The organism is Mucilaginibacter sp. OAE612, assembly GCF_041806395.1.
Taxonomy (GTDB): Bacteria; Bacteroidota; Bacteroidia; order Sphingobacteriales; family Sphingobacteriaceae; genus Mucilaginibacter; species Mucilaginibacter rubeus.
On sequence record NZ_JBGMUW010000001.1, the window covers coordinates 4524456 to 4538947 of the forward strand.

General features: G+C 41.7%; 7 protein-coding genes. All 7 read right to left on the reverse strand.

What is annotated here, in order from left to right; all coding sequences use genetic code 11:
• Positions 1–5: 5 nt before the first annotated feature.
• On the reverse strand, positions 6–467 hold the full coding sequence (locus ABID99_RS18840) for a hypothetical protein (RefSeq protein ID WP_373614759.1): 462 nt from the start codon (positions 465–467) through the stop codon (positions 6–8).
• A gap of 169 nt (positions 468–636) precedes the next feature.
• Positions 637–2190, reverse strand: coding sequence for an FG-GAP repeat domain-containing protein (locus tag ABID99_RS18845; RefSeq protein WP_373614760.1), 1554 nt, complete (start codon positions 2188–2190; stop codon positions 637–639).
• A gap of 16 nt (positions 2191–2206) precedes the next feature.
• On the reverse strand, positions 2207–3772 hold the full coding sequence (locus ABID99_RS18850) for an FG-GAP repeat domain-containing protein (protein ID WP_373614761.1): 1566 nt from the start codon (positions 3770–3772) through the stop codon (positions 2207–2209).
• A 15-nt stretch (positions 3773–3787) separates the two neighbouring features.
• Positions 3788–5110 carry a vanadium-dependent haloperoxidase gene (locus ABID99_RS18855; RefSeq protein WP_373614762.1) on the reverse strand — a complete coding sequence of 441 codons (1323 nt, stop codon included), beginning with the start codon at positions 5108–5110 and terminating at the stop codon, positions 3788–3790.
• 10 nt (positions 5111–5120) lie between these two features.
• Positions 5121–8735 (reverse strand): VCBS repeat-containing protein, encoded by a 3615-nt coding sequence (locus tag ABID99_RS18860; protein ID WP_373614763.1) that lies wholly within the window; start codon positions 8733–8735, stop codon positions 5121–5123.
• A 77-nt stretch (positions 8736–8812) separates the two neighbouring features.
• Positions 8813–10582: a RagB/SusD family nutrient uptake outer membrane protein gene (locus ABID99_RS18865; protein ID WP_090531531.1), complete on the reverse strand. Its 1770-nt coding sequence runs from the start codon at positions 10580–10582 to the stop codon at positions 8813–8815.
• Positions 10583–10610: 28 nt separating this feature from the next.
• Positions 10611–13883, reverse strand: a complete 3273-nt coding sequence (locus tag ABID99_RS18870) for a TonB-dependent receptor (protein ID WP_090531529.1) — start codon at positions 13881–13883, stop codon at positions 10611–10613.
• Positions 13884–14492: the final 609 nt, after the last annotated feature.

Below are 14492 nucleotides of genomic sequence, written 5' to 3' on the forward strand. Positions count from 1 at the left end.
TTAAGTCATACAGCTGCTCGGTAGTTGATACCTTTAAAGATCAATTGGAAACGACGGCCTTTATCTGCGGCAGGCACTTTAAAAGTAGTGCGGTACCAGTATGGTTTTTTCCAGGGATTAGGGTCATTGGATAAATGACTGTATTGTACCAGATTATATTCTTTATTAAACTGATCGGAGGCATCGGGGATCAGCATATTATTAAGGCCCTGGTATGGGTCTGGATAAATGTGATTGGCTACCAGTCCGGTGAGTACTGTAGATGGTACTTTTACAGGAAACCAGTATACCGGCGAGTGGTATTGTGTATTGGAAAGTTCAGTGCCTGGTGCACTTACCAAAGCCGATAATTGCAGATCGAAATTGCTTAATTTAACTTGTTTTACAACTCCTGATTGTGCCGAAACAATGGCGGGCAAAACACAGGCTGCCATAACACTTAAAGCAGAGCGGATACTTTTGTTCATTTAGTATATCAATAAATAAGTATGGTAAAACTACTTAACATACAACCAGATACAGCGGTACTTATTTATCAATTTATTGTACAAATGATACGTTTTGGGGCTTTAGTAATCAATTTACCAGTTTCTTATCAAGACAACCTCTGTCCTTGTTAAAACGGTTAATGAAACCCTACTTCTTGATTGTTTTATTCTGCAGTACAATAATTGGCTCGTACATATCCCAGTTGGGTTTATAATCCTTTTGGTTCATCAGGCCCTGCGCCCCTACCGAAAAATTGCCCAAAACCAGATCGGTATCGCCATCGCCATCAATATCACCGGCTTCCATCGAAATCCAACGGCCTAATAAATTAACCGGAACCTCGTGTACTTTAAACTTTCCCGGACTAACCTGCTCGTGATAGGTAAAACCTTCGGTAGGATGATATTTATAATCAGGAAAGAAAGCTATTACAGCAAGATCAAGATCTCCATCCTTATCAAAATCGGCGGCTATTGCTTTGGAGCAGCCGTTGATATGGTAAAAGTAGGTTTGTATAAATTTCCAGTTGCCTTGATTGGTAAATATATAAACTCCATGATAGGGCTTAAATATAGGCGAGTAATCATTGTTATCGCCGCAGGTATATACAATGTCGAGTTTGCCGTCATTGTTAACATCCACCAACTGGAAACTGCTCGACCCATATACAGATGGAAAACGTATGATATTTTGGGTAGTAAATCCTCCCTTTTTATCGTTCAGAAACAGCCAGATCCCTTCATCGGCCTGGGCAAACAGGCAGGCAATATCAGGCCAGCCATCGCCGTTAAAATCACCGGTATAAACTATTTCAGGACCAGGAACTGCACGGATGATCTTTCTTTTGAATGTATGATTAGTTTGTTGCTGTAATAGGAACAAACCACCCCGGTCGCGGCCAAAACCGCAACTAACATAATCCATCAGGCCATCTTTGTTAAAGTCGGCCGTCCCACTTTTAACCGGGCGTGGCAGACTATCGGCCATTAGGGTGGTATCTTTTGATTTCTTGTCGAGATTAATATGTGTTAAGGTTCCTTTGAGTTGATCATTAGGCGGAAGTATCCCGATGCAGGTAACTACGACGCTGTTAGGTTCGGTTGCCGATTGATAAAAGGTAGCATCGGTTATTGGCGAATGGAATTTTTTTATCAGGGTAGCTGTAAGGTCACTATTCCAGCGGTAAAGCTTATTGCCGGCATCTCCTGTATAAAAGTGCTTATCAACATCATTAAACTTAACCATGGTGGTCATGGCCTCCCCTGATTTTGTGTCAACATTAACAGGTCTTTTCACCGAAAATATAGCCGAATCGAGTAAAGCATCCGGTTTGGGAATTTTTAGTTTTTTGGGTGAGGCGTACTTATAGTACACAACAATCTTTGTCCAGTCAGCAAGAGACAGCGTGGCCCCCGGACCTGCTATATACTGGTCCATAAAGGAGCGCATGCCAAGTTTTGCTCCCATGGCCGGTAATATGTGCTTGTCCCAGGTGGCACTATCCAGTAAAGAAGCATCGGGTGGTTCATGGCAGCTGCCGCAATGTTGGAACGCCGTTTTTTTAGCGTCGGCCAAAAGTTCTTCGTCGCTCGGTTCATTATCGCCGCAACTATTCAATGCGGCAATAACAACAGCTGCGAATATTATAGTCAGCAACAATACGTTTCGTTTTATTATGCTCACCCCTCCTGCTTTCCTCATACAGTTCGGTATCGCTTTACTTTTTGGTGTGATTTTCAAGCATTATCAATGGCAGGTGCTGATCCCAGTTAGGTTTAAAACCATCCTGGAACATAAAACCATCTGCATAATTACCTAATACAATGTCGGGTTTGCCGTCCTTGTTCAGGTCGGTCATTTCCATACACATCCAATGACCAAGGTTGCTAATCGGCAAAGCATGAGGTTTAAAATCTAAAGGTTTAGCCTGTTCAAAGTAAACAAACTCTTCGGCAGGCGTATTTTTCATATCGGCAAAGAAAGCTATCGTAGCAATATCGATATCGCCATCACCATCAAAATCAGTGGCAATGGCTTTGGTACAACCGTTTATAGGGTAAAACCAGCGTTGTTTAAAGTTCCAGTCGCCCGTATTGGTAAAAATGTATAAGCCGTGGTAAGGTTTCAGAATCCTCGAATCACGGTAGTTGTAGCCGCAGGTTAGTACCAGGTCAAGTTTGCCGTCATGATCCATATCAACCAATTGAAAACTGCTTGAACCATAAACCGGCGGAAAATGTAGCAGGTTCCGGGTTGTAAATCCTCCTTTTTGATCATTCAACAACAACCAAAGGCCTTCATCGCCGCTTCCGGTTAACAGCATTACATCTGTCCAGCCATCGTTGTTAAAATCGCCGGCTAAAGCTTGTGCAGCGCCCGGCTTGTCATAAATGGTTTGTTGCTCATACGTATGATCCTTATTTTGCTTAAGCAGGTAAACGCCTCCTTTAAATTTGCCCTGACCGCAAACTACAACATCCTGCAAACCGTCCTTATTAAAATCGCCTGTTATTGTGCCAACAGGCCGGGGCAAATCAGATGCAAGGTAAGTTTGCTCGTTATTAACATGCTGCGCATCAAGGTTCACTTTAACTACTTTACCATTCGGAAAATCAACCGGTGCCATACGCCCAATACAGGCGAAAAAGCCTATATTATTCCCGGCACTATCCTTGTCAAAACTAACCCCAACTGCGGCTGATGGAAATTTGGCGAGGGAGTCCATTTTTAAATTACTGTCCCAGGTATACAATTTTTCATCCACAGCGTCGGCACTATACATACGCCCTGTAGCTGCATTGGCAGCAAGCATAGTAGTAAAAGCGGTATAACCTACCCGTGCAGGCTTTTTAAGCGTAAAGCCGGCCCAATCATTTATTAATGGAATGGGCTTTTTAGCCGGCAGCAAGGTATCGGGTGCAGCTTTTTTATAATAATCTAAAATAGCTGTCCACTCAGCAATGGTTGCACCACTGGTATCAAGCGGATTATTTTTATAGTATGACGAACCGCCATAAGTTGAAATATGCAGCAGCGGCGCCATATTAACCAGTGTGTGGTTAAGCCATACATCTTTAGGTAATGCATCAACAGGCACCAACGAGTGGCAGCGGGTGCACTTTAATTGCACCAGGTTTTTACCGTCAACCATCACGTCCCCGGTAAATTTATAAGGTTGATATGCCGGTTTACGCTTACAGCTATTCATGAGCGTTAAACCGGCCACTAATGCAGAGAATGAAAAAAGGTATGATATGGTTAATAAGCTTTTTTTAAAATTCATAAAATAGCTCAGCCCTTAATTTTTAAGTTTTAATTTTTTCCAAATGTATTCGCCTACCTGCCTGCCCTGTACAGCGCCCAGATCAACACTTTTACGAAAGTGTATACCACCATAAAACCTGCTTATTGAAGTTTCGTCGGCAGCTTTCAAAAATGAGTCGAAATGGCGCTGCATGCCTATATAACGCAGATCGCTGGTATCCTGATAGGCAAAGTTATCGCCAAATAAATGCGTAAGCACCACAGCCGACGCGCCACTGATATCGCTGTGGCCGCTCGGATACTCAGGAAATGGCGGTGTTTGCAGCATTGGCAGCCAGTCGTGGTCAATTTTATCATTGATAATGGTTACCGGTCTTATATAATTAGTTTCATACTTAACCTGCCAGCCGCAAATAAAAGCATCAAACAAAGCTATTGAGGTAAGCGCATAAGCCTGCGCAGTTTTTACAACATCAGCATGGGTTTGCTTGCAGGCAATTGCGGTTATGCCGATCCAGTGACCGCCCGGGGTGATTTTCTTGTTGGCAAACATCATGTGGCCATTATGCTCAATAACAAAAGGATTATCATCCCAAAACTTTGCAATAGTTTTTTGCTCGGGCGTAATGTTTTTGCTTTGGTTATACACCTCCATTGTTTGTTTAAAATACTCGCTGTTTTTATCCTCGCTAAAAGCAGGTGGCGGAGGCAAAGGGAACATGGTTGAGGTGTCAACGGCGAAAGTATGCATAGTACCCCAGCAAAACTCAACACCATCCAGGTAATCGGGAGGAGTAGGATGCCAGTTACCCGGATTATCGTTGCCCAAAAACCTTGGCTTGCCACGGGTTTGGGGATAATTATCAACTGCTGCTCTTTTTAAGATGTACTTGCCAATTTTTTCGCCAAATGCCATTGAGCGGGCATAGGTTGAATCATCCATGTTGTCTTTATACATGGCGTAAACCTTGGCCTCATATTTTTTGAGCGAATCGATAGAGAAGGTAACCTTATGAGCTACTGCAAAAAACGCTGATGTAGCCGCAAGCGTATAATTATACTTTACCCCTGCCTTTGGTTCGGGAGGTTTACCAAAGCCCCGCAGCTGAGCTGTAATTGAATTGTATCCGGGATTAGAATAACGTATTGCCTCATAAGCAGCCAGCGAGGTATATCCATAAATACGGCTTGCTACGGGAGGGCTGAACACATCATAAATAATAACCTGCGTAAGCTGATCAATGTTGTTATGTATAACATCAGCATCTTTCATCATCGGTGTTTTTTTAGGCTTACTACCGCAACCTAAAACAAGGGCACAACCCGCAACGGCTATAAATATTTTAAAGCATCTCATTTATAATAGTTTATTTAATTGGTACATTACGTTGATGGCCATAACTATCGGTTACAGTTATCGATGCCATGTTATCATCAATATTAATGAATCTGCCCGATTGCGACAAGAAAGAATTACCATTATAAAACTCCTGTTTAGCAGTTTTACCATTTTTGTATTTTATGGTTGCAAATGCATCAAGCGGCTCCAGATTATAGGTTTTAACTGGCCGTTTCAGCTCAAACAATTTCATACTGTCACGATTTTGAGTAGCTGCCAACAGGTAGTTACCATGGGCTCCTTTAAGCTTAACCAGGGCCTTGCCATTGCCAGGAATATAAATACCGCTTTGCATAATGCTGAGCGGTTTAAAACCTCCCTTGCCGTCTCCCTTTAGCAATAAGCCATTAAAAGCATCGTAACGGCCGGTTGCAACCTCGGTGCCGTAGTCATTGCCGTTCAGTGCAACATCAAGGTTGCCATCTCCATCAAAATCATCAACGGTAATGCCACATAGTTCAGACATTTGCGCTTCAACCGGCAGCGGAATAGCCGTAAACTTCCCTCCCCCGTCATTGCGTAAGTATACCGATTGCAGGTAGTTCACTTTTAAACGCAATGCCCCCTCACGCATTTTTGGGGTTATCACCGAATCCATTGTCGCTGTTGCAAATGACCTATAATTCTGGAATCTGATACGCATGCTGATCATTTGCTTCACAATATCGTCGCGCCCGAAAGCCGGAAATTCCTGCAATTGGCCCTGCTGATCTTTCAGGAAAACAGAGGGGAAAGCATCGTAGCTGCCATTCTTATCAAAATCCTTAGCAGTAATATAAATCGGGTATTGATCGGTTGCTTTATAAAAAGTATTGAGGCCGGTATTACCTACAACATAATCTGTATCGCCGTCGTGGTCAAAATCGCCTGAGGCAATTGTATTCCACCAACCAAGCTTATTTTCAACGCCGGTGCTTTGCGTTACATTTTTGTATATGCCATGATCGTTTCTAAGGAATGTGATCGGCATCCATTCGCCGGTAAGAATCAGGTCGGGCCATCCGTCATTATTAAAATCGGTAAATGTGGCATCGCAAACCAAACCTATATTATTCAATTCTTTTGCCGCTGATGCGGATACGTCGGTAAATTTGATAACGCCGTTCTTGCTATCGTTACGCAAAATAAAACTTGAAACCGGCTTAGGATAGTTCCAGGGATCCACACGGCCGGAGATAAACAGATCCATTTTGCCGTCGCGGTTTATATCTGCTGCTTTTACACACAGTTTGCTGGTAAAGTTTTTAGGCAGGGCATCGGGTTGCAGTTTGAAGTTGCCTTTACCATCGTTAACATAAAGCCTGTCCTGGTAATTTGATGAACCAGGCTCGCTTTCATAACCGCCGCTGGCAACGTACAGATCAAGGTCGCCATCGCCGTCGGCATCAAAAAGCAACATACCTTCGTCTTTCACTCTTACAGGCGATATCATATGTGCCATATCGTTGGGATTTCCAACCGGGATGATAGTTTTAGGTTGAGGCACTAAATCGCGCTGAATAAATTTTCCGCTGGCTTGCTGCAATAATAACTGAGCCGGATATTTTGTAGTGCCGCCTACCACCATATCATCAATGCCGTTACCATCTACATCGCCAACCGCTACGGCCGGCGTATATTCCGACAGTTTATGCGGAAGCAGTTTCTGAACATTAAAATCGATATAATCCTGATCATTATGTTTATAGGTTATTCCTGCCGATTGAGTGACATCTTTAAACAACGCAGTGTTATCAACAGAGGGCTGTTTATTGGTATAATTAAGCTTCGCATCGCCAATTTTAACCTGGAGTGTTTGATTCGTTTTAACATGGGTAAGCACCTGTTTTTCACCGTTATCCCAGCGGATCACTACCGAATCGAGTTGAGATATGTTACCCAGGCCAAAGTGGGCGATATCCTGTATGGTTGATAAATAACCACGGTAAGGTGTATTTTCATAATATTGATGTTTGCCGTGATCGTAATAAATATCGGCAAAAGCACCAAGACCGTTCAGGTTTTTAGTACCGCCGTGAAACTGTATATGTAAGTAGTTACTACTGTTTGTTGCTTTATTACGGGAGGTGTTTCTGTACACCATGGCTTCATCATTAATATTGTTGATCACCATATCCATTGCGCCGTCATTATCCAGATCGGCATAGGCACATCCGTTTGAAAACGAGGGAGCATCAAGTCCCCAGCTTTGGGTTACATCTTCAAACTGCACACCATTGGTATTGCGGAAAGCATAGTTGGGTATTTTCACAATCGGGATTTGGTCAAGCACCTGTTGGGTTGACGCTACCGAATAGGCCATTTGCCTGAAAGTTATAAAATCATGATCGGTTACATCGCGCGGATAGCCATTGGTTATTACAATATCGCGATACCCGTCATTATCAAAATCGGTTATCATGGGTCCCCAGCTCCAGTCTGTTTGTCCAACACCACTTAAAAAAGCCACATCGCTAAATGAGGGGTCGCCAATAGAATCATTACCGCCAATTCGCGGGCCGTTGTTTAATTGTAAAGTATTACGGGTGTATTGATATTGATATTGATACTTGTCGAAATTTTGAAATATCTGGTAATTATTAGGCGGCATGAACATCTTTTTACGGTAGTTATCCTCGGGGTTCATGTCAACCTCAAAAACATCGGCAAGACCATCGTTGTTTACATCCTCAATATCCTGCCCCATGGAGCTGAAGGCGGTGTGCTTAAAATACTCCTTCACTTTATCTCTAAAAGTGCCGTCGCCGTTATTGATGTATAAAATGTTATCGGTTAAAAAATCGTTGGTTACGTAAATGTCTTTCCAGCCATCTCGGTTAATATCTACAATGGTGGCAGCATGTCCATAGCCTTCGGTCCCAATGCCTGCCCGTTTGGATACGTTGGTATAAACCGGGTGTTTTAACGCCGGATCCCAGTCGCAGCGGTAAAGCTGCCCGGTACTCCGGTGACTTCCATTAGTTATTATCGGCCTGAAAGTACTTTGATTATCTCCGGCTACAGCCTCATTAACGGTGAGGTACATATCCAGGTCGCCATCGTTATCATAATCAAAAAACGACGCCATGGTTGAGTGAAGTTTTACATTGAGGCCATACGCTTTAGCCATTTCTTTAAAGCGCGGTACGCCGTCGTTACCTATTCCCTGGTTTACATAAAGCAGATTAGTGCGCTTAACCGAATCATCAAGCAAAGTATAGCACACATATATATCCATAAGGCCGTCGTTGTTGATATCAACAACAGCCACTCCCCTGCCCCAGCCGCCACTCCCCTTTACACCGGCTACGTCGGTAACGTCATCAAATTTCATATCGCCCTTGTTAAGGTATAGCTTATTTGATGTAGTATTGGCTACGAAGTAGATATCCTGCAGGCCATCATTATTAAAATCGCCTATGCCCACGCCACCGCCATTATACAGGTTAAGTTTGGTAAGCGGGTTTATGGTGTCATTTTCAACGATTTTATTATTGAAGGTGATACCCGAGTGCGAAGAAGGTACCTGTTCAAAAAGTGTAGCTTTTTTACAGGCACTAAATAAAACGGCAACCAGGCATATAAAGGGAAGGGTATACTTCATTATTGGTTAGTAAACTATAAAAAAAGGTGGAGATAACTATCTCCACCTAAAGTTAAATATTTAAAATCAATGGTTAATTAATAACCAGGGTTTTGTTTCAATACACCTTGTCCGGTTGATGCAGACAAATCAATTTCACTTTGCGGAATTGGATAGTATTCGTTTCTGCCTTTGGTGAAATGAGCGCCTTTTAGCTGTAGGTTGATATTGATATCATATGCAAAGAAGGCGTTGATCTCATTTGCCATGCTTCCAGTACCCTGATCCCAGCGTTGTAAGTCAAAGAAACGCTGACCTTCCATCGCCAGTTCAAGCTTACGCTCAAAATGTATGGCTGTACGCGCATAATTTTTATCAGCAAACACACCGGCAGGGTAAGGTTTGATCAGATAATTATCAGCCGGAGTAGTTTTAACTGTATACTCAGATTTTGAGGGATCATAAGCAGAGTTTTTGTAAACCCACCATGAACTGCCGGCAGCACGGTTACGGACTAGGTTCACATAATCCAAAGCTTTATTAACATCCCCAACTTCAACTTCGGCTTCAGCAGCCATTAAAAGTACATCACTCCAACGCATCAGGTTTACGTTATTTGAAGTAACCTCGTTAGCTGCCCAATAGTTTTCGGTACTTGAATTGGTACCTTTTTCGGCAGACGAGTAAACGTTTTTACGCGGGTTAAATACACCGTCTGTAGGGTCACGGATCCAGGCAGCCGGAGGATTACCCCAATCAAGATACGGAATATTTGGGCGGCCCATGGTGATATCAATACGAGGATCTACAGTACCGGTATATGGATTAGTCTTTCCACTAACTAATTGACCATCATTAAAAGTAGTAAACAACGGCAAACCACTGGCATCCGTTTTAAATGAGTTAGCCAGTGATTGAGATGGATTAAACCAGCCGCAGCAAGCGCCAGGGCCTCCGGTATAGGGAAAGTTAAGCTCATCACCGGTATTACCATTGTTACCACCCGAGTTATCATTTACCGAAGCCTGTGCTGCAAAAACTGATTCGGGGCTATTTTTTTGGGCAGCCTGCGGACTAAAGTTCCTTTGAAAGTTCACGTTTAACGCAAACTTGCTACCGTCACCTTTTATCCCGTTTGGTATTAAGTCATCAAACAGCTTCTTGGCTTCTAAAAATTTATGCTGAAACATTTTTGCTTTTGCCAAATATGCAACGGCAACCCATTTATTAGCGCGGCCTTTTTGTGCCTGGGTAACAGGAATATTGTCAATACCGGCTTGCAAATCAGCTTCAATATTTGGCCATATATCCTTGTCGTTAGGCAAGTTGTAATTGGTGGCAGTTTCGTCAACATAAGGAATCATGTTATACATTTTTTTAAGCTCCATATAATAATACGCTCTTAAAAATTTAGCTTCACCAGTTATCCTTTTAACATCATCAGCGCCTATATCTTTCGCAAGGGCAAGCGTACGCAAAACGTCATTTGCACGGGCCACACCATCAAAGCATAATGTATACTTTGAAGTGATATACGGATTTGAGGTTGCTAATGTAAAATTACCCACCGGCAACGCGTCGTTACCGCCGTCTGATGGTTCAGAGCCTTTATAGGCATCTCCGGCAGCCACGCTGCCAAATAACCAGTTAGAACCGGCCGCGTTAATACCGCCGCCGCGACCGCCTACACCATCAAGCAATGAATAAGTGCCTATAAGCAAACTCTCAACACCTGTTTTATTAGCTACGATACTCGGGCTTAACGAGCGTTGTATAGGCCTGTTCAAAATATCCTTCTGGCAGGCGTAAACCATACACACTAACAATACGGCTAATGGTATAATTACTTTTATGTTTAATTTTTTCATAACTTTTATGATAATATAACTATTAGTATTAGAATGTTGCGTTTACACCAACGTTATAAATTTTCTGATTTGCAGGATAGTTACCGAAATCAATTCCGAAGCTGGTGTTATCCTGTAAGTTTGAATTTTGAAGCTCGGGATCTAAACCTTTGTATTTTGTTATGGTAAATAAGTTATTGGCTAATAAATATACCCTTATTCTGCTGACACCTAAACTTTTAATTTTTGATTGAGGAATAGTATAGCCTAATGTCAATGATTTAAGTCTTAAGTAAGATCCATTTTCAACATAAAATGAGTTGAATACGCTCGAAGTACTTAAGTTGGCATTTCTGCTTAACTGAGGTACAGTTGCATGGCTGTTATCAGCACCTTCGCGCCAAACATTAGGACCTAAAATGTCGGCGCTTACGTTGCCGTTAAACACCTGAGGGAAATAAGTCCAGTATTTAATATAATTAACTACTTTATTACCATAAGTACCGTAGAAGAACGCATTAAAGTCGAAACCTTTGTAGCTTGCTCCTAAGGTTAAACCACCGGTAAATTTAGGGTTAGGATTGCCTATAAACGTCCTGTCCTTATCATCAATGGTGCCATTATGGTCTACATCCACATATCTGAATGCACCAGGTGCTTTACCAGGCTGGGCTGGCGCAGCATCAACTTCGGCTTGGTTTTGAAATAAGCCCGATACCTGATAACCAAAAAACTCACCTACAGGTTGGCCTGGCTGCAACCTAACAAAATTTTGCAAACGGGTTGAGCCTGAGCTGTTGTAGTCTTTATATTTCAGGCCACCACCCAAAGCAACCATTTTATTTTTGTAATGGCTAAAATTTAATCCTATGTCATATCTCAATCCGTTACCCGCCGTACCGTGGTAACCGAAGTCAATATCAATACCTTTGTTACTGATGTTACCACCGTTTACATAAGGTGCAGATGCGCCACCTTGCGGTGCGAACAATGATGAAGGGAATAGTAAGCCAGATATATCTTTTTTATACAACTCCACAGAAAGGGTAAACTTGTTATTGATAAAAGTTGCATCAAAACCAACGTTGGTCACCTTATCAGTTTCCCAGGTTGTTGATTCATTACCAATTTGAGATTTATATAAACCGGTTAAGGTTGAGTTGCCTGTACCTGTTATATCGTAGTTAGCATTACCATTTGATTTTGCGTATAAACTATAAGCATTACTTTGGCGCTGATTAACACCCGATAACGAACCCAGGGTTCCGTAACCTCCCCTGATTTTTAAGTCATTCAGCCAGCTTACGTTTTTCAGGAAGTTTTCTTTAGAAATACGCCATGCACCAGTTATTGAACCAAACGTACCATATTGATGGCCAGGAGCAAAGAACGATGAACCATCATGACGAATAATACCACTGATATAATATTTTTCATCATAGTTATAGTTAACCTGACCGAATTGTGAATATAATGTGTTGTTGTAAAGCTGGTCGACAGCGTTTGTTGGTGTACCATCACCATTTTCTACAGTTACGTAGTTAGGATCATAGCTTAGCGCATAGGTAGTATTACCAGCTCTTATACCACGGCCATAATTTGTAATAGCCTCAGTTGCAACGAAAGCTTTAATACTGTGTTTGCCAAATTGCTGGTTGTAGCTTAATTGATTGGTCCATGTGTATGAGCTGTTATAGCCTGCAACCTCAGTGAACGAATTGTTGGTGGTATTACCTTCAGAGTTTTCATACGCGGTTGGAGTAAAGTAGTAGTAGTAGTAGTTATCTACCGTTCCACCAAACTGGGTGCGCACAGTGAAATGTTTCAGGAAGTCAACCTCAGCAAATACGTTACCGGTAATATCCCAGTTGTTGTTCCTGTCGTTTTTTGTACGTTCCTGACGGGCAACCGGATTGCTTGAGTTACCCAAAGACCCAGGCCGTGTACCCGCATAGTTGCCCATGATATCGTAAACCGGAATTATAGGTGGTTCGCGATAAATATATGATATGCCGTTGCCTTCATTTTGGTTGTTGCTTACATTGGGATTTCTTTTGTAGAAGATGTATGCGTTTTCACCTACACGAATATTTTTTCCAACATTAAAATTGGTATTAATTCTTGATGAATAACGCTTAATGTAAGTATCAATAAGCGTACCCTGTTGATTATAGTAACCTATCGAGAACAAATAAGTCGATTTTTCGCTACCACCGCTTGCAGTAATGTTATGGCTTTGTATAGGTGCAGGTTTAAACACTTCATGAAACCAATCTGTACCTACTTTATTTGCCCTGGTAATATTATTTACATCCAGCTTATCTATGCCGTTCGGACCCAAACGGTCGGGGTTCAACGGTTTCCCGGTAAGTGTGTTCAGGTTGTACCAGTCAGCGGTAGTACCAGGATCACCTACATGCGCACCTGCAGGCTGTATGAAATCAGGTATTGTCCAGGTTTTAGTGTTCTTTGGATCAAACTGGGTATTTGTAGTAAGCGCATTTGAATTTTTAAATGATTCATACACCGCTTGCATATAAGTTTGAGTGCCCGCAAGTTTAAAACCATCCGCAAGCGGCCTTTGGGTACCATACATGCCATCATAAGTTATAGTGGCAACACCAGATTTACCTTTTTTAGTAGTTACTACAACTACACCGTTTGAACCACGTACGCCATAAACCGACGCAGCACCGGCATCTTTTAATACCTGGATTGATTCGATATCGTTAGGGTTAACGTTATCAAGGTTACCTTGTGTACCGTCAATAATTACCAGCGGGGCTGTGCTGTAAATAGAACTGATACCACGAATATTAACAGATGTTCCCCCACCCGGGTTACCGGAATTGGTAACTGTTACACCGGCTGCCTGGCCCTGAAGTAAAGAGGTTGTGTTACCAGAAGGCACAGTTTTTAAACTCGCCACGTTAACAACCGCTACCGAACCTGTAATGTCCTTTTTACGTTGTGAACCGTAACCAGTAACAACCACCTCATTAAGCGTGCTGCTGCCTGATTGTAGCGTAACCCGAAGGTTTACATCGGTACCTACCTTGACTTCGGTAGTTTGATAACCGATGTAAGATACTACCAGTGTATTGCCCGGGCTTAGGGTTAAGGTGAATTCACCATTAACATCAGTTACAGTACCTGTACTTGTACCTTTGACGCGTATAGAAGCGCCAACAACAGGTAATTTATCGTCGGAGCCGATAACTTTACCTTTGTACTTTGTTTGTGCTGTAACTACCAATGAAGATACCAGGCAGCATAGCAGCAAACCCAAGTATCTTCCTTTTAGGAGTAAACTTTTAAACATGAGATTGAGATTTAGTTGATTAATATATTTGATTTAAGCTTTTAAGTCGATAATTGGTATTGCTAAGTTTTAAAATAGAAAATTGCACACTTGCGGGTAGCCTGTTTGAACTGAGCGATTGTGAGATAAGCTCTGTTAAACAGATTAATGGAAGATGAAGTGTTGGAAAGTAAAAAATGTAAAAGTTTTATCATATGAACTTCTCTCGTATAATTTTTTTTAAACTTTTTATCCGTGTAGTCACCTTTTTTATGCTACCGCAACCGAAGCAACATTAAAGTTAAAATGTTATAATAATATTAGATTTTGAACGATTTCTGCCAAAACAGAAATTTATATTGGCTATGGAACTAATGTAATTAGTGTGTACTGTATACACAAGTAAAATAGGTAGATTTACAAATTAATTATTTATAGGTCGATTTATCCACTAAAATTACAAATTGAGAATATTTCATTAATACATTGCTAACACATGGCCTACTTTTTTAAAAATATCGTATTGTAAAAGTGTTGCTATTATTCTGTAACCAGTGCAAAAAAGTTGTTGAAACAATAAATATTACCCCAACCGAGCTGTTATCTTAAATATTTTGCCCTTAGTTTAAT